Below are 16,103 nucleotides of genomic sequence, written 5' to 3'. Positions count from 1 at the left end.
GCGCCCCGGGTCAGCCGATGTCGGCCCAGAGCCGCTGCATCAGCGGCAGGAAGTCGGGGAAACTGGTGGCGATCGGGCCGCCGTCATCGACGGTGATCGGCGCGTCGCTGACGAGGCCGAGGACGAGGAAGCTCATCGCGATGCGGTGGTCGAGGTGGGTGGCGACCGTCGCCCCGCCCGGCACCGCGCCCATGCCGTGGACGGTCAGGCTGTCGGCGGTATCCTCGACCCTGACGCCGTTGGCGCGCAGGCCGTCGGCCATCGCGGCGATGCGGTCGCTCTCCTTGACCCGCAGCTCGGCCACGCCGTGCATGACCGTGGTGCCCTCGGCCCGCGCGGCGAGCGCGGCGAGGATCGGGAACTCGTCGATCATGCTCGCCGCCCGCTCGGCCGGCACGGCGACGCCGCGCAGCGGGCCGTGGCGGACGGTCAGGTCGGCGACCGGCTCGCCCCCCTCGAGGCGGTCGTCGGACCAGGTCAGGTCGGCGCCCATCTCGGCCAGGGTGACGTAGAACCCGTCGCGGGTCGGGTTGCGGCTGACCCCCGGCACTGTGATCTCGGACCCCGGCACCAGAAGCGCGGCGGCGACGGGAAAGGCCGCCGAGGACGGGTCGCGCGGCACGGCGACGGGCTGGGCCACAAGCTCGGGGCGCCCGGTCAGGGTGATGACCTGGCCCTCGTCCGTGACCTCGGTGGTGATCTGCGCGCCGAATCCCGCGAGCATCCGCTCGGTGTGGTCGCGGGTCGGCTCGGCCTCGATTACCACGGTCTCGCCGGGGGCGTTCAGCCCGGCGAGCAGCACCGCCGACTTGATCTGGGCGCTGGCGACGGGGGTGGCGTAGCGCACCGGCAGCGCCTCGGCTGCGCCGCGGATGGTGACGGGCAGCAGCCCGCCCTCACGCGCGGTGATCTCGGCCCCGAACAGCGCCAGCGGGTCGGTGATGCGGCGCATCGGGCGGCGCGAGAGGCTCGCGTCGCCGGTGAAGGTCGCGGTGATCGGGGTGGTGGCCATCGCCCCCATGATGAGCCGCACCCCGGTCCCCGAGTTGCCGCAGTCGATCACGCCCGCAGGCTCGGCAAAGCCGCCGACGCCGACGCCGTGGACGACCCACTCGCCCTCGCCCACCCGCGTCACCTCGGCCCCGAAGGCGCGCATGGCGCTGGCGGTGTCGAGCACGTCCTGCCCTTCCAGCAGGCCGGTGATCCGCGTCTCGCCCACCGCCAGCGCGCCGAGGATCAGCGCCCGGTGGCTCACCGACTTGTCGCCGGGCACGAGCGCCGCGCCGGTCAGCGGGCCGCCGCGGCGGGCGGTGAGCGGGTGGGGATCGGCGGAATGGGACATGAGCGGCCTCCTGACGTTGGCCGACAGCGTTACCGTGCCGGCGGGGGCAATGCCACGCCCCTTCTTTCTTGCCCAAATATCCCCGCCGGAGGCACGCCGCGGAAGCGGCGTCCCCTTGGGGCGTTCGCGTCAGCGGCGGAAGGTCGCGTAATGCGGCACCCGCCCCTCGCGCAGGGCCTTCTGCTCGTAGCGGGTCGAGTGCCAATCGTCCCACGCCCCGGGGCCGTCCGAGACGAGGGTGAAGCCGGCCTTCTGAACCTCCTCGAGGGTCTGGCGCATGTAGTCGGGGATGTCGGTCGCCACGCGGAACTCGGCGCCGGGCGCCATGACGCGGTAGAGCGGCACGAGGTGCTCGGGTGTCACGAAGCGGCGGCGGTGGTGGCGGGCCTTGGGCCAGGGGTCGGGATAGTTGAGGAACGCCCGCGCCACGGACGCGTCGGGCAGCACGTCCATCAGGTCGCGGGCATCGCCCGGGTGGACCGAGACGTTGGTGACGCCGGCCGCGCGGATCTTGCCCAGCAGCATGGCGACGCCGTTGATGAAGGGCTCGCAGCCGATGATCCCGATTTCGGGGTAGCGCGCGGCCATCGCCACCATGTGCTCGCCGCCGCCGAAGCCGACCTCGAGCCAGACCGGCCGCTCATCGCCGAAGATCGAGGCGGGGTCGATGGGGGTGCGGGCGGGGTTCTCGTCCAGGGTGATGCCGCGCGGGCGCAGCGTGCCGAGGTCGTCGGCGAGGTAGCCCTTCTGGCTCTGCCGCAGGGTCTTGCCGTGCCGGCGGCCGTAGAAGTTGCGGTGCGGGGGGGTCGGGTCGAAGTCGCTCATGGCCGGGTCCTCATGGCCAGGTCGCGCGTGGCCGGATCGTTGGTCCGGGGCGATGCCGCGCCGCGGGCGCGAGGTCAAGCGCGATGCAGGCGGGGTAAGGCGCCGTGGGGGTGGTCGTGGCCGTGGTCGTGGGGGTGATCGTGGTCGTGATCGTGGGGGTCGGCCCCGGTCCCCGCCTCGGCGCAGCCGGTGGCGGCGGTCTCGGTTTCGATGGTGGCATGGTGGACGCCGTGGGCGGCGAGCACCCGGCGGGCGGCGACCCGGGCGGCGAAAGGGTCGGTGTCGGGCGCGAGCACGAGGTGCATCTCGGCCGAGACGCGGCGCTCGTCGATCTGCCACAGGTGCAGGTGGTGCAGCCCCTCGACTCCCGGCAGCGCCAGGAGGCCGGCGCGCAGCGCCGCGTCGTCCACGCCCTCGGGCGCGCCCAACAGCAGCATCCGCAGCACGCCGCCGATCTCGCCGCGGATGTGCCACAGGATCACCACCGAAATCAGCAGCGTCAGGATCGGGTCGGCGAGCCGCCAGCCGAAGGCGAGGATCAGCGCGCCGCCGACCAGCACCGCGACCGACACCGCCGCATCGGCGAGGTTGTGCAGCCAGGCGGCGCGGATGTTGACGCTTTCGCGCGCCAGCCGCGCGGTCAGCCAGGCGGTGCCGAGGTCCACGACCAGCGCCAGCCCCGCCAGCGCCATCACCACCCCGCCCGCGACCGGCGGCGGGTCGGCCAGGCGGCCCGCGGCCTCGACCATCAGCCAGACCGACACCGCGATCAGCGCGAGGTAATTGACGAAGGCCGCGACGATCTCGGCCCGGCCCCAGCCGAAGGTCATCGACCGGCTCGCGGGCCGGGCGGCGAGGCGGCGGGCGCCGAAGGCCAGCACCAGCGCCAGCGCGTCCGAGAGGTTGTGCACCCCGTCCGCCACGAGCGCGACCGAATCGGCGACGAGGCCGCCGCCGATCCGGGCCGCGGTGAGCACGAGGTTGATGACCACCGCCCAGAGGAGCGCCCGGTCGCCAAGGCCCTCGGCGCCGTGGGCGTGCCCGTGCGTGCCGTGGCCGTGGGCGCCGTGCCGGTGATGGGCGTGGTCATGCGGCATTGGATCGGCCCTCGTGCGGCAGGCCGCAGCGCGACCCGCGCGATGTCGGAGGGAGCGCGCGGGGCGCCCTCGCGCCCGCTTGGGTCCCGCGCAGGGACGCCGCCCGGCTCAATGCGCCTCGGCCCAGGTCGCGCCGGCGCCGGCGTCCACCACCAGCGGTACGGTCAGGTGGACGGCAGGGGCGGCGGCGCCCTCCATCACCTCGCGCGCGACGGCGATGAGGGGCTCGACGGCGCCCTCGTCGGCCTCGAACACCAGCTCGTCGTGGACCTGCAGCAGCATCCGCGCAGGCAGCCCCTCGATCGCGGCGGGCATCCGGATCATCGCCCGGCGGATGATGTCGGCGGCCGTCCCCTGGATCGGCGCGTTGATCGCCGCCCGCCGCGCGCCTGCCGCCGCGGGCCCCGACGAGGAGATGCCGGGCGTGTGGATGCGCCGCCCAAAGAGCGTGCGCACGAAGCCCTGCGCCTTCGCCTGCCGGGTGGTTGCGTCCATGTAGGCGCGGATCTCGGGGAAGCGCTCGAAATAGGTGTCGATGAAGGCCTGCGCCTCGGCCCGCGGAATCCGCAGGTTGCGGGCGAGGCCGAAGCCCGAGATGCCGTAGATCACGCCGAAGTTGATCGCCTTGGCCTGCCGGCGGATCATCGGGTCCATCCCCTCGACCGGGACGCCGAACATCTGGCTGGCGGTCATGGCGTGGATGTCGATGCCCTCGGCGAAGGCCTGTTTCAGCGCCGGGATGTCGGCGATATGGGCGAGGATGCGCAGCTCGATCTGGGAATAGTCGAGCGAGACCAGCCGCTTGCCCGCGGGCGCGAGGAACGCCTCGCGGATGCGGCGGCCCTCGTCGGTGCGCACGGGGATGTTCTGCAGGTTCGGATCGGTCGAGGCGAGCCGCCCGGTCGAGGCCCCGGCGATGGAATACGAGGTGTGGACCCGCCCCGTCTCGGGGTTTACATAGGTCGGCAGCGCGTCGGTATAGGTCGATTTCAGCTTCGAGAGCGCCCGCCAGTCGAGGATGCGGGCGGGCAGCTCGTGTCCCTCGGCCGCCATGTCCTCGAGCACGTCAGCCGAGGTCGAGAGCGCCCCGGACTTGCCCGCCTTGGTCCCGGTCAGCCCCATCTGGCCGAACAGGATCTCGCCCAGCTGCTTGGGCGAGCCGAGGTTGAACTTGCCCCCGGCGAGCCCGTAGGCCTCGTCCTCGAGCGCCGCCATCTTCTGCGCGAAGGCCCCCGACATCCGCCGCAGATGGGCGGCGTCGATCTCGACCCCCGCCATCTCCATCCCCGCCAGCACCTCGATCATCGGGCGTTCCAGCGTCTCATAGACCGTCGTCACCCCCGCCGCGGGCAGTTGCGGGCGGAAATGCTGCCAGAGCCGCCAGGTGATCTCGGCGTCCTCGGCGGCGTAGCGGGTGGCCGCGTCGATCGGCACCTGGGCAAAGCTGATCTGCGACTTGCCCGAGCCGATCAGCTCCTTGATCGGCTGGCAGCGGTGGCCGATGTAGGTGTCGGCCAGCTCGTCCATGCCGTGATTGTGCAGCGCGGCGTTGAGCGCATAGCTCATCAGCATGGTGTCATCGACCGGCGCCATGCGGATGCCGTGGCGGGCGAGGATCTTCCAGTCGTACTTGGCGTTGTGCAGGATCTTCAGCACCGCCTGATCCTCGAGCATCGGCTTGAGAAGTGCGAGCGCCCGGTCCATCGGGATCTGCCCCGCGGCGCGGCTGCCGCGGCCGAAGAGGTCCGCGGCGCCCTCGACATGGCCGAGCGGCACATAGGCCGCGAGCCCTACGTCCGGGCAGAGCGAGATCCCCACCAGCTCGGCCTGCATCTCGTCGAGGCTGGTCGTCTCGGTGTCGAGCGCCACCGCCCCCTTCTGCCGGATCGCGGCGATCCAGCGGGCCAGCGTCTCCTCGTCGGTGATGGTGACGTAGTCGGCGCAGTTGACCGGCGGAAACTCGGGCGCGGCAGGCGACGCCTGCTCGGGCGGCGGGGCGACCGGCTCGGGCGCCTCGGCCTTGAAGCGCTCGGCCACCCGGTTGGTCAGGGTGCGGAACTCCATCCGGTTGAGGAACTCCATCAGCGTCGCGGGGTCGGGGTCGGTGACCTCGAGCGTCGCCATGGCGAAGTCGATGGGGGTCTCGCAGTCGAGCTGCACGAGGCGCTTGGAGACCCTGATCTGCTCGGCATGGTCGATCAGCGTCTGGCGGCGCTTGGGCTGCTTGATCTCTTCCGCGCGGGCCAGCAGCGTCTCGAGGTCGCCATACTCGCCGATCAGCTGGGCGGCGGTCTTGATGCCGATGCCGGGCGCGCCGGGGACGTTGTCGATGCTGTCGCCGGCCAGCGCCTGCACGTCCACCACGCGCTCGGGGTAGACGCCGAACTTGGCGAACACCTCGTCGCGGCCGATGCGCTGGTTCTTGATCGGGTCGAGCATCTCGACGCCGTCGCCGACGAGTTGCATCAGGTCCTTGTCCGAGGAGATGATCGTGACCCGGCCGCCCAGCGCGCGCGCCTGGCAGGCGAGGGTGGCGATGATGTCGTCGGCCTCGAAATCCGCGATCTCGATGCAGGCGACGTTGAAGGCGCGGGTCGCCTCGCGTGTCAGCGGGAACTGGGGCTTCAGCTCGTCCGGCGGCTCGGGGCGGTTGGCCTTGTAGTCGCTGTAGATCTCGTTGCGGAAGGTCTTGGACGAATGGTCGAAGATCACCGCCGCATGGGTGGGGGCGTCGGCGCCGCGGGCCTCCTCGATGTATTTCCACAGCATGTTCGAGAACCCCGCCACCGCGCCGATGGGCAGGCCGTCGGACTTGCGGGTCAGCGGCGGCAGGGCGTGGTAGGCGCGGAAGATGAAGGCCGAGCCGTCGATGAGATGCAGGTGGCTGCCCTTGCCGAAGCCCGCGTCATTGGTACCGGAGGCGTCGTTCATCGCGGGGAGTCCTTGGGCAGAGGGGGAGAGCTGGTGTGGGGTCGTTCTGCCACGCGCCGGGCGGGGGCGCAAACGTCGCGGGGGGTGGGGCTCAGCCGCGGGCGGCGCGCCAGCCGGCAGCCTCGGCTTCGGCCGGTGAGCAGAACCAGCGCTCGCCGACGGCCGGGTCGATGGCGGTCCGGTCGTACCAGCGCCCGCCGGGCAGGTGGTAGATGCGGCCGCCGGTCGAGATGTTGCCCTTGATCGTGCAGTCGCCCGGGCCCTCGGCGGGCGGTGCGGCATGGGTCGTGCGGGCGAGGCGGTAGAGCGCGGGCTCTTCGGCCTCGCCGGCCCACTGGCCGCGGCGGGCGGCGCGGGCCGCGTTTTCGTCGGGCAGATAGTCGGTGGCGTAGCGCAGATAGGCGCGGGCCATGCCGGCCGCGACCATCGCCTGGCCCAGATCGCGCCCCCGCGCCGCGCAGCGCAGCGCGCGACGATGCGCTCGTGCCGGTCCATGTCCAGCGGCTCGCACGTCACCCGCGCCCGCCCGACCAGCGCGCCCAGCGCCTCGGTCGCCCGCACGCCGCAGGGATAGGCGTCGCCTGCGGCGTCGGCGCAGCTCTGGCCACGTTCCGGCGCGTCGATCCCGTGCAAGCGGATGATCGCCTCGCCCCCCGGCGTGGCGAGACCCAGCGTGTCGCCGTCGATGATCCGGGCGGTGCCGGTCAGCGGACCGGCGAGGGCCGGAGTGGCGAGCAGAAAGAGGAGCGAACAGACCCTTAACATTCCGTTAAGTTAAGGGTTCGTTTACCGTTTGTTCAAGGTGGGGGTGGCGGGGTGGATCGCTCAAATGCCCGGGAATCGCGCGGGAGAAGCGGCTTGGGTAGTTGGGCAAGAAAGAAGCCCCCCTGCGTTCTTTCTGGCTCAGTTACCCATCCGGGCTCGCCCGTCACCGCAGCGCGTCGTCCAGCCAGCGGCGCACCATGCCGTGCGCGTCGTCGGGGCTCGGGCCGCGGGCGTCTACCACGGCGCGCAGATAGACGCCGTCGATCAGCGCGCCGAGCGTCTCGGCCAGGCGCGGGGCGTCGGCACCTGCGCGGGGGCGCAGGGCGTGGGTGAGGTTGGTCCGCAGCCGGCGGTGATAGATCGCCAGCAGACGCGCGGCCTCGGGCTCGGTCACGGCGAGGGGGTAGAAGTTCAGCCAGGCGGCGATGGTGTCGTGGTCGAAGTGATCGGCCGAGAGGCTCGCGGCGACGATCGCCTCGGCCCGGGCGTCGGGCGGCGCCTCGGCGAGTGCGGCGCGGACCTTGGCGCCATAGGTCGCCAAAATGTGACGCATGGCTGCGGTCAGCATCTGGGTCTTCGAGCCGAAGTAGTGGTGGGCGAGCGCGGGCGACATTCCCGCTTCGCGGGCGATGGCGGCGACCGTCACGTCACCGGTGCCGGATCGGCCGACTGCGGCAATGGCCGCATCGACGAGCGCCGCCTTCCGGCTGGCCACGGCCCCGATTTTGGGCATAACTGGCCCCTCGGCAGAATCACTCCGCGCCGAGTGGATACCGCGTCCTTGATTGACTCGTCAATCAATAAAAACGCGGCCCGCCCGGCCAAGACGAAAAGGACCAACAGGCGATGACCCTCCGTTCCACCTTCCTCGTGCTGGCCGCCGCGGCGCTGCCGCTTGCCGCCCAGCCCCTCGCCGCCCAGACCCCCGCCGCCCCGGCCCCGGCCGCCGCCCCCGAACCGGCCTCCTGCAAGGCCGTGCGCTTCTCTGACGTGGGCTGGACCGACATCACCGCGACGACGGCGCTGGCCACGACGGTACTGAGCGCGCTCGGCTATCAGCCCGAGGTCAAGGTGCTGTCCGTGCCGGTCACCTTCTCGGCGCTCTCCACCGACGATCTCGACGTGTTCCTCGGCTACTGGCACCCGTCGATGGAGGCGGATCTGAAGCCCTACACCGACAGCAAGACCGTCGACACGGTCCGCACCAACCTGACCGGGGCCAAGTACACGCTCGCCACCAACAAGGCCGGCGCCGATCTGGGGATCACCGACTTCGCCGCGATCGCCGCCCACAAGGACCAGCTCGCCGGCAAGATCTATGGGATCGAGCCGGGCAACGACGGCAACCGCCTGCTGCTCGACATGGTGGCGCAGGACAAGTTCGGGCTCGGCACCTTCGAGATCGTGGAAAGCTCGGAGCAGGGGATGCTGGCGCAGGTCGCCCGCGCCGATGCAGCCGGTGAGCCGGTGGTGTTCCTCGGGTGGGAGCCGCATCCGATGAACACCCAGTTCGCCCTGACCTACCTCGCCGGCGGCGACGACATCTTCGGGCCCAACCTCGGCGGCGCCAAGGTGCGGACCACGACCCGCGCGGGCTACGTCACCGAGTGCCCGAACGTGGGCCGGTTCCTCCAGAACCTCGAGTTCACGCTCGAGATGGAGAACGAGATCATGGGCGCGATCCTGAACGACGCCGCCGAGCCTGCCAAGGCCGCCGAGACCTGGCTGCGCGCCCACCCCGACACCGCCAAGGCGTGGGTCGCGGGGGTCACCACCGCCGACGGCGGCGACGCGGTTGCGGCGCTGTCGGACAAGCTCGGGGACTGATCCATGCTCGAGCCGCTGACCGCCCTTCTGACGGACCACAAGCTGCCGGTCGGGCGGTCGGCGAAGCTCGGGTTCGACTGGCTCAAGGCCCATGCGAGCCCGCTGTTCGACGCGGTGGCGCTGGCGCTCGACCGGCTGATCGCCGGCATCCAGACGATCCTCGAGCTGCCGCATCCGCTGGTCTTCACCGCGATCGCGGTGGCGCTGGCCTGGGGGCTGCGACGCAGCTGGCGGACCTGTCTGTGGGTCGCGGTGGGGTTCCTGTTCATCCTCAACCAGGGCTACTGGGACGCCACCATGCAGTCGCTGACGCTGGTGCTGTCGGCCTGCGTCGTCTGCATGGCGGTCGGCGTGCCGGCGGGGATCGCGCTGGCGCACCGGCCGCGGCTCTACCGCTATGTCCAGCCGCTGCTGGACCTGATGCAGACGCTGCCGACCTTCGTCTATCTGATCCCGGCGATCGTGTTCTTCGGCATCGGCATGGTGCCGGGGCTGATCGCCACGGTCATCTTCGTCCTGCCCGCGCCGATCCGGCTGACCTGGCTCGGCGTCTCGACCACCCCGCCCGCGCTGGTCGAGGCGGCGCGCGCCTTCGGCGCCACCCCCCGCCAGCTTCTGTGGAAGGTCGAGCTGCCCAGCGCCCTGCCGCAGATCATGGCCGGGTTGAACCAGACGATCATGCTGTCGTTGTCCATGGTGGTCATCGCGGCGCTGGTCGGCGCCTCGGGGCTGGGGGTGCCGGTGGTGCGGGCCCTGAACAGCGTCAACACGGCGCTGGGTTTCGAATCCGGCTTCGTGATCGTCGTGGTGGCGATCATCCTCGACCGGATGTTCGCCATGCGGAGGAAACGCCCGTGATGCAGAGACAGACGCTCGACGCCGCGACGGCCATCCCGCCTGCCCCCCTGCCCGCCCGCGCCCAGGCGCTGCGGCCGGGCGCGCGGCCCGCGGGCCCCGCCCCGCGCCCTGCGGCCGCGCCGGTGGCGGTGGCCTTCGACAAGGTGTCGATCATGTTCGGCGACCGCCCGGCCAGCGCCCTGCCGCTGGCCGACGCCGGGCGCGACCGGAACGAAATCCGGGATGCGACCGGTCAGGTGCTGGGCGTCCACGACTGCTCGCTCGAGGTGGCCGAGGGCGAGATCCTCGTCCTCATGGGCCTGTCGGGGTCGGGCAAGTCGACTCTGCTGCGGGCGGTCAACGGGCTCACCCCCGTGGTGCGCGGCGACTGCCGGGTGCGGATGGGCCATGAGCTCGTCAGCGTCACCCACGCCGACCGCGAGACGCTGCGCGAGCTGCGGCTGCGCCATGTCGCGATGGTGTTCCAGCAGTTCGGCCTGCTGCCGTGGCGCACGGTGCGCGAGAACGTCGGGCTGGGGCTCGAGTTGGCCGGCCAGTCGCGCCGCCAGCGCCGGGCGCGGGTGGACGAAGAGCTTGAGACGGTGGGCCTTGCCGACTGGGCCGAGCGGCGGGTGGGCGATCTCTCGGGCGGGATGCAACAGCGCGTAGGCCTCGCCCGCGCGTTCGCCACCAGCGCCCCGATCCTGCTGATGGACGAGCCGTTCTCGGCCCTCGACCCGCTGATCCGCACGCGGTTGCAGGATGACCTGCTGGAGCTTCAGGCGCGGACCCGGCGGACGATCCTGTTCGTCAGCCACGACCTCGACGAGGCGTTCAAGCTCGGCAACCGGATCACGCTGATGGAGGGGGGGCGGATCGTCCAGACCGGCACCGCGCGGCAGATCATCAATGCCCCGGCGAGCGACTATGTGGCCGATTTCGTGGCCCACATGGACCCGCTGGTGGTGCTGACTGCGGCCGATCTGGTCGAGCCGGGCGAGGCGCCGGGCGTGCCCCTGCCCGCGACGATGCCGGTGCGCGAGGTGATGGCGGCGCTGGCGAAGCTGCCCGCGGGGGCCGAGGGGCTGCCGGTCGCGGGCGGCGGGCGGGTGACCTGCACCGGCGTGCTGGCGCGGCTGTCGGCGCCGCGCGGCTGAGGGGGGCTAGCCGCCGAGGATCAGCGTCGCGGCGATGGCCCACATCACCAGCGCCACGGCCGCGTCAAGCACCCGCCACGCGGCCGGCCGGGCAAAGACCGGCGCGAGCAGCCGCGCGCCGTAGCCCAGCGAGAAGAAGAACAGCACCGACCCGGTCATCGCCCCCGCCGCGAACGCCATGCGGTCGGGCGACTGGGCGCTGACCGCGCCGAGCAGCACCACCGTGTCGAGCCAGACGTGCGGGTTGAGCCAGGTCAGCGCCGCGATGGTGGCGAGCGTTGCCGCGAGCGAGGGCGGCACGGCCCCCTCGGGCGCCAGCGCCTCGCCGCCCCGCCACGCGGCCCGCGCCGAGCGCAGCCCGTACCAGATCAGGAACGCGGCCCCGCCCCAACGCATCGCCGACAGGAACCACGGCGCCCGCGACGCCAGCGCCCCCGCCCCCGCCACCCCGGCCGCGATCAGCGCCGCGTCCGAGAGCGCGCAGAACAGGCAGACCGCGAACACGTGCCGGCGCAGCAGCCCCTGCTTGAGGACAAAGGCGTTCTGCGCCCCGATCGCCACGATCAGGGACAGCCCCGTGCCCAGCCCTGCGGCAAACGACCCCGCCGCGGCCTCTTGAAATGCCATTGAAACTGTCCCTTCCGCCGCCTTAGCTGGCCCGGAGGAAGGATGTCCCATGAAGCCCAAGATCCTGTCCACCCTGCCCGGCTATCGCGGCGCGGATTTCCTGGCCGATGCGGTGGCGGGCGTCACCGTGGCGATGGTGGCGATCCCGCTGAGCCTCGCCATTGCGATTGCCTCGGGGGTGCCGCCGGGGGTGGGGCTGGTCACGGCCATCGTCGGCGGGTTCCTGATCTCGGCCCTCGGCGGCAGCCGGGTGCAGATCGGCGGGCCGACCGGGGCCTTCATCGTCGTGGTCGCGGGGGTGGTCGCGGCGCACGGGCAGGACGGGCTGATCCTCGCCACGCTGATGGCGGGCGTGGTCCTCGTCATCGCCGGGGCGCTGCGGGCCGGGCGGCTGATCGCGCTGGTGCCCGAGCCGGTGATCGACGGCTTCACCATCGGCATCGGCATCATCATCGCGGCAAGCCAGCTGCCCGACGCGCTGGGGCTGCACCTCGCCCATGTCCCGGCCGAGTTCCTGCCCAAGCTCGGCGCGATCTGGGCCGCGCGGGGTCAGATCGACCCGGCGGCGCTGGGGGTCACGGTCGGGACGATGGCGCTGATCGTGCTGCTGCGGCGCGCCTTTCCGCGGTTTCCGGGGCTGATCGTGGCGGTCGGCGCGACCTCGGCGCTGGCGCTTGCGCTGGGGCTCGGGGTGGACAGCATCGGCTCGCGCTTCGGCGCCCTGCCCGACCGGCTGCCGATGCCGGCGCTGCCCGAGATGAGCTACGGCCGGGTGGTCGAGCTGCTGCCCTCGGCGCTGATCATTGCGTTCCTCGCCGGGATCGAGTCGCTGCTGTCGGCGCTGGTCGCGGACCGGATGATCGGCGGCCGCCACCGCCCGAACGCCGAGCTGATGGCGCAGGGCTGGGCCAACATCGGCTCGGCGCTGATGGGCGGCCTGCCCGCGACCGGGGCGATCGCGCGCACGGCCACCAACGTCAAGGCCGGGGGCCGGACGCCGGTCGCGGGGCTGGTGCACGCGCTGGTGATCCTCGTCGTGATGATGGTCGCCGCGCCGCTGGCCGGCGCGCTCGCCATGCCGGCGCTGGCGGGGCTCTTGCTGCTCACCGCCTGGAACATGACCGAGCCAGCGAAATGGCGGCACCGGCTGGCGCTGCGGCGGGGCGACCAGGGGCTGTTGCTGCTGACGCTGGGGCTGACGGTGCTGGCCGATCTGACCATCGCCATCGGCGTGGGCGTCGGGGCGGGCCTCGCGCTGCGGCTGGCGCGGCGCGACGTGCCCTCGGACTGGACGCCGCCCGCGCATTGAGCGGTGGCGGCGCGCCCGCCCGGACGGGCAGGCGCGGCCGCGAAGGTCAGTCGAGCTGCGCCGCGACCGCCTCGGTCAGGTCGAAGTTGGCGGTGACGGTCTGCACGTCGTCGTCATCCTCGAGCGTGTCGATCAGCTTCATCAGCTTCTGCGCGTGGTCCAGATCGCCGACCTCGGTCGGGGCCTGCGGCTTCCAGATCAGCTTGGCGGTCTCGGATTCGCCAAGGCTCGCCTCGAGCGCCGCCGCGACCTCGTTCAGGTCGGTGTCGGCGCAGTAGATCCAGTGGCCCTCGTCGTCGGATTCGACGTCCTCGGCCCCGGCCTCGAGCGCCGCCATCATCACCGTGTCGGCGTCGCCGGCGCTCGCGGGATACATGATCTCGCCCACCCGGTCGAACATGAAGCTGACCGAGCCGGTCTGGCCGAGGTCGCCGCCGTTCTTGGTGAAATACGACCGCACGTTCGAGGCGGTGCGGTTGCGGTTGTCGGTCATCGCCTCGACGATGATGGCGATGCCGTTCGGGCCGTAGCCCTCGTAGCGGATTTCCTCGTAGTTCTCGGCGTCACCGCCCTGCGATTTCTTGATCGCGCGGTCGATCACGTCCTTGGGCATCGAGTTCGACTTGGCCTCTTTCACCGCCAACCGCAGGCGCGGGTTCTTGTCGGGGTCCGGGTCGCCCATCTTCGCCGCGACGGTGATTTCCTTCGAGAGCCGCGAGAAGAGCTTGGCGCGCAGCTTGTCCTGCTTGCCCTTGCGGTGCTGGATGTTGGCCCATTTGGAATGGCCTGCCATGGGGTGCGTCCTTTGTGCGGCGGCGCCGCCCTGCGGGGCGCCGGAAGGGGGATGCGGCGGGGCTGCGACGGCCCGGCCACAGCCTTGGGCGGGCGCCGCCGGGCCAGCCCCCCGGGTGCAGCGGGTTCTAGTCGCCGCCGCCCTGCCCCGCAAGCGGGGCGGCAGCGGTGATGGGGTGTCGCCAAAGGGTCGGATCGGCCAGGAACGGCGCGTCCGCCGGCGGCCGAGCCAGCCCCGCTTTACCGCCCCCGGCGGATTGATATCATGCGCCACCGCCTTTCTGGAGCCATCAGCAATGCCCCCGACGCACCCACTCCCTTCCTCCCAGGAGGCGGTCAGTTTCCTTGACTTCATCCGTGCGGCCAAGCGCATGATGTGGAACAGTGGGGCGCGCGAGCGCGCGGAACGGCAGGGTGTTTCGATCACCCCGGCACGGTTCTACAACGACATCCCGACCATCGAGGAGCTTCGCAACGGCTTCGAGACCCGCGAGCCCGAACCCTATCTCATGGAATTCTTCGACCCGGCGGCGCAGGCGCGGGTGCTCGATGCGATGATGCCCTATGCGTCAGAGTTCGACCCGCCGCAGGAGCCGTCGGACGACGGGCTGCGCTTCGGCTGGCGGAACGGCATGTTCTCGAACCTCGACGCGATGAGCTACTACTGCCTGCTGCGCCATTTCGCGCCGGCGCAGGTGCTCGAGATCGGGTCGGGCAATTCGACCCGCGTGGCGCTTGAGGCGCTGCGGCGCAACGGCGCCGGCAACATCGTCTCAATCGAGCCGTTCCCCTCGGACGCGCTGAAGGCGATGCCGATCACCCTCCACCCGGGTTTCGCGCAGGATTTCGGGCCGGATTTCTTCAACGACCAGCTGGCGGACGGCGACGTGCTGTTCATCGACAGCACGCACACGGTCAAGGCGAGTTCGGACTGCTGCCACCTCTACCTGCGCATCCTGCCGAAGCTGCGTCGTGACGTGGTCGTGCATGTTCACGACATCAACCTGCCCCGCGGAATCAATGTCCGCAACGCAATCGAGAAGCACATCTACTGGACCGAACAGTATCTGCTGGCAGCGCTGTTGTGTGACAATCCCAAGGCCGAGTTCCTGATGGGCTCGGTGTTTGCCAACATCCGCGCGAGGAAAACCGTCGAGCGGATGATGGCGGGCAAGGCGCCGACCGGCGGTGGCAGCTTCTGGTTCCGCTGGCACGGGGCACGCGGCGCCCGCCCCTGATCCAGCCGTTGCGGGCTAGCCTCGCTGCGCGGCGTCGAGCACGAACAGACGGATGGCGGTGGCGAGCCCCACCTCGGGCGGGCGGCCCGCGTCGATCAGCGCGATCAGCCCGGCCCTCGTGGTGCCCTGCGCCGCCGCCACCGCACCGAGACCGCGCCAGAACGCATCCTCGAGGCTGACGCTGGTCCGGTGCCCCTCGATGGCGACCGACCGCTTCAGCGGCGCGGTCATCGGCGGCAGGGCGAGCGGGTCAGCGGTCATCCGCATCCCCCTCGGGCGCAATCCGGTGCTGGTCGAGCGTGCGGCTGGCGCGGTCCTGCCGGGCGGCGTCCGCGTCGCGTTCGGCCTTGGGCCGGCCGAAGCGGGCGGCGTTGGCGTCGGCCTGGCGCCGGGCGTCGGCCCGCGCCTGCGCCTTGCGATAGCGGTTGAGGTTGGTGATCTCGGCCATGCGTCCCCGCGGTGTGCGCCCGACCGGCGCGCGCGCAGCATAGCCAGTTTCGCGGCGCCGGTCACGCGCCGGGCGAAAGCGGGTTGCGGGCGGCGGCTGTTTCCGTAATGTTATATTATTACATCAACTGGAGACCGATCCATGCCCCACCCCTCCCCTCGCCTGCACGCGCGCCTCGGCGCCCTGGCGCTCGTCGCGGCGCTGAGCGGCGTCGCGCTGTCCCCGCTCGCGGCGGTTGCCGAAAGCAAGCCGGCGCACAGCCACGATCACGCCCATGACCACGCCAAGGATCCCGCTGCGGCCAAGATCTATGCCGGCCACTTCGACGACGCGCAGATCAAGGCGCGGACGCTCGCCGACTGGGCGGGGGAATGGCAGTCGGTGCATCCGCTGCTGGCGGACGGGACGCTCGACCCGGTGATGGCCGACAAGGCGGCGCATGGTGACAAGACGGCCGAGGGGTACCGCGCCTATTACGACACCGGCTACAAGACCGACGTGGACCGGCTGACCATCGACGGCGACCGCGTGACCTTCCACCGCAAGGGCGGCGACGTAACCGGCGTCTATGCCGACGACGGGCACGAGACGCTGACCTACGCCAAGGGCAACCGCGGGGTCCGCTACAGCTTCCGCAAGACCGGCGGCGATGCGGCGGCGCCGGGGTTCATCCAGTTCAGCGACCACAGGATCGCGCCCGAGGCGGCGGACCACTTCCACCTCTACTGGGGCGACGACCGCGCCACGGTGCTGGCCGAGCTGACCAACTGGCCCACCTACTACCCGGCCGCGATGACCCCGGCCGAGATCGTCGAGGCGATGCTCGCCCACTGACCGCGCGCAGGGCGCCCCTTCCGCCGGGCGCCCTGCCCCCGCCTGCGCCGCCGCGTCGCGGCTTGGCCCGCGGC

The 16,103-nt window shown here is 71.7% G+C and carries 16 protein-coding genes; 6 read left to right on the top strand and 10 right to left on the bottom strand.

All coding sequences use genetic code 11. The features are described 5' to 3' along the window. Positions 1-10: 10 nt before the first annotated feature. The 6 genes from aroA to betI all read right to left on the bottom strand — a co-directional run bounded on the left by aroA (position 11) and on the right by betI (position 7,693). Positions 11-1,342, bottom strand: coding sequence for a 3-phosphoshikimate 1-carboxyvinyltransferase (gene aroA / locus ACFHYO_RS13360; protein WP_394321011.1), 1,332 nt, complete (start codon positions 1,340-1,342; stop codon positions 11-13). Between the two features lie 129 nt (positions 1,343-1,471). Continuing rightward, entirely contained in the window at positions 1,472-2,167 is a 696-nt protein-coding gene (gene trmB / locus ACFHYO_RS13355) for a tRNA (guanine(46)-N(7))-methyltransferase TrmB (RefSeq protein WP_036710755.1), read from the bottom strand. Between the two features lie 74 nt (positions 2,168-2,241). Then, positions 2,242-3,264 carry a cation diffusion facilitator family transporter gene (locus tag ACFHYO_RS13350; protein ID WP_394321009.1) on the bottom strand — a complete coding sequence of 341 codons (1,023 nt, stop codon included), beginning with the start codon at positions 3,262-3,264 and terminating at the stop codon, positions 2,242-2,244. Positions 3,265-3,372: 108 nt separating this feature from the next. After that, positions 3,373-6,195 (bottom strand): DNA polymerase I, encoded by a 2,823-nt coding sequence (polA, locus tag ACFHYO_RS13345; protein ID WP_394321007.1) that lies wholly within the window; start codon positions 6,193-6,195, stop codon positions 3,373-3,375. Between the two features lie 91 nt (positions 6,196-6,286). Further along, the gene (locus tag ACFHYO_RS13340; protein WP_394321005.1) at positions 6,287-6,607 is read right to left on the bottom strand and encodes a sunset domain-containing protein; all 321 of its coding nucleotides are present in this window, start codon (positions 6,605-6,607) and stop codon (positions 6,287-6,289) included. A 516-nt stretch (positions 6,608-7,123) separates the two neighbouring features. Continuing rightward, positions 7,124-7,693, bottom strand: a complete 570-nt coding sequence (betI, locus tag ACFHYO_RS13335) for a transcriptional regulator BetI (RefSeq protein WP_394321003.1) — start codon at positions 7,691-7,693, stop codon at positions 7,124-7,126. Positions 7,694-7,806: 113 nt separating this feature from the next. Between betI and choX the strand changes: the two genes are divergently transcribed. From choX to ACFHYO_RS13320, 3 genes are all read left to right on the top strand, one after another. After that, positions 7,807-8,787: a choline ABC transporter substrate-binding protein gene (gene choX, locus ACFHYO_RS13330; protein ID WP_394321001.1), complete on the top strand. Its 981-nt coding sequence runs from the start codon at positions 7,807-7,809 to the stop codon at positions 8,785-8,787. Positions 8,788-8,790: 3 nt separating this feature from the next. Further along, positions 8,791-9,645 (top strand): choline ABC transporter permease subunit, encoded by an 855-nt coding sequence (gene choW, locus ACFHYO_RS13325; protein WP_036710883.1) that lies wholly within the window; start codon positions 8,791-8,793, stop codon positions 9,643-9,645. 152 nt (positions 9,646-9,797) lie between these two features. Further along, positions 9,798-10,781 carry a quaternary amine ABC transporter ATP-binding protein gene (locus tag ACFHYO_RS13320; RefSeq protein ID WP_394321053.1) on the top strand — a complete coding sequence of 328 codons (984 nt, stop codon included), beginning with the start codon at positions 9,798-9,800 and terminating at the stop codon, positions 10,779-10,781. A gap of 6 nt (positions 10,782-10,787) precedes the next feature. Here the strand turns inward: ACFHYO_RS13320 and ACFHYO_RS13315 are convergent, their stop codons facing one another. Then, positions 10,788-11,408: a LysE/ArgO family amino acid transporter gene (locus tag ACFHYO_RS13315; RefSeq protein WP_394320999.1), complete on the bottom strand. Its 621-nt coding sequence runs from the start codon at positions 11,406-11,408 to the stop codon at positions 10,788-10,790. Positions 11,409-11,457: 49 nt separating this feature from the next. Between ACFHYO_RS13315 and ACFHYO_RS13310 the strand changes: the two genes are divergently transcribed. After that, positions 11,458-12,717, top strand: coding sequence for a SulP family inorganic anion transporter (locus ACFHYO_RS13310; RefSeq protein ID WP_394320997.1), 1,260 nt, complete (start codon positions 11,458-11,460; stop codon positions 12,715-12,717). A 46-nt stretch (positions 12,718-12,763) separates the two neighbouring features. On the opposite strand, the gene ACFHYO_RS13305 is transcribed toward ACFHYO_RS13310, so the two are convergent. Further along, positions 12,764-13,510, bottom strand: a complete 747-nt coding sequence (locus ACFHYO_RS13305; RefSeq protein WP_168782226.1) for a YebC/PmpR family DNA-binding transcriptional regulator — start codon at positions 13,508-13,510, stop codon at positions 12,764-12,766. Positions 13,511-13,880: 370 nt separating this feature from the next. On the opposite strand from ACFHYO_RS13305, the gene ACFHYO_RS13300 reads away from it, so the two are divergent. Next, the gene (locus ACFHYO_RS13300; RefSeq protein ID WP_394320995.1) at positions 13,881-14,747 is read left to right on the top strand and encodes a class I SAM-dependent methyltransferase; all 867 of its coding nucleotides are present in this window, start codon (positions 13,881-13,883) and stop codon (positions 14,745-14,747) included. Between the two features lie 15 nt (positions 14,748-14,762). On the opposite strand, the gene ACFHYO_RS13295 is transcribed toward ACFHYO_RS13300, so the two are convergent. Next, positions 14,763-15,008 carry a ribbon-helix-helix domain-containing protein gene (locus ACFHYO_RS13295; RefSeq protein ID WP_081962728.1) on the bottom strand — a complete coding sequence of 82 codons (246 nt, stop codon included), beginning with the start codon at positions 15,006-15,008 and terminating at the stop codon, positions 14,763-14,765. After that, a complete protein-coding gene (locus ACFHYO_RS13290) occupies positions 14,998-15,195 on the bottom strand; it encodes a DUF4169 family protein (protein ID WP_043130350.1) in 198 nt (65 codons plus the stop codon). The genes ACFHYO_RS13295 and ACFHYO_RS13290 overlap by 11 nt, the downstream gene beginning before the upstream one ends. Positions 15,196-15,336: 141 nt before the next feature. Here ACFHYO_RS13290 and ACFHYO_RS13285 point away from each other — a divergent pair, with 141 nt between their 5' ends. Beyond that, positions 15,337-16,029, top strand: coding sequence for a ZinT family metal-binding protein (locus ACFHYO_RS13285; protein WP_394320993.1), 693 nt, complete (start codon positions 15,337-15,339; stop codon positions 16,027-16,029). The last annotated feature ends 74 nt before the right edge of the window (positions 16,030-16,103 follow it).

The organism is Paracoccus panacisoli, assembly GCF_042435015.1.
Lineage (GTDB): Bacteria > Pseudomonadota > Alphaproteobacteria > Rhodobacterales > Rhodobacteraceae > Paracoccus > Paracoccus panacisoli.
The sequence above is the reverse complement of the archived record's forward strand: the minus strand, read 5'-3'. Positions and strand labels throughout refer to the sequence as shown.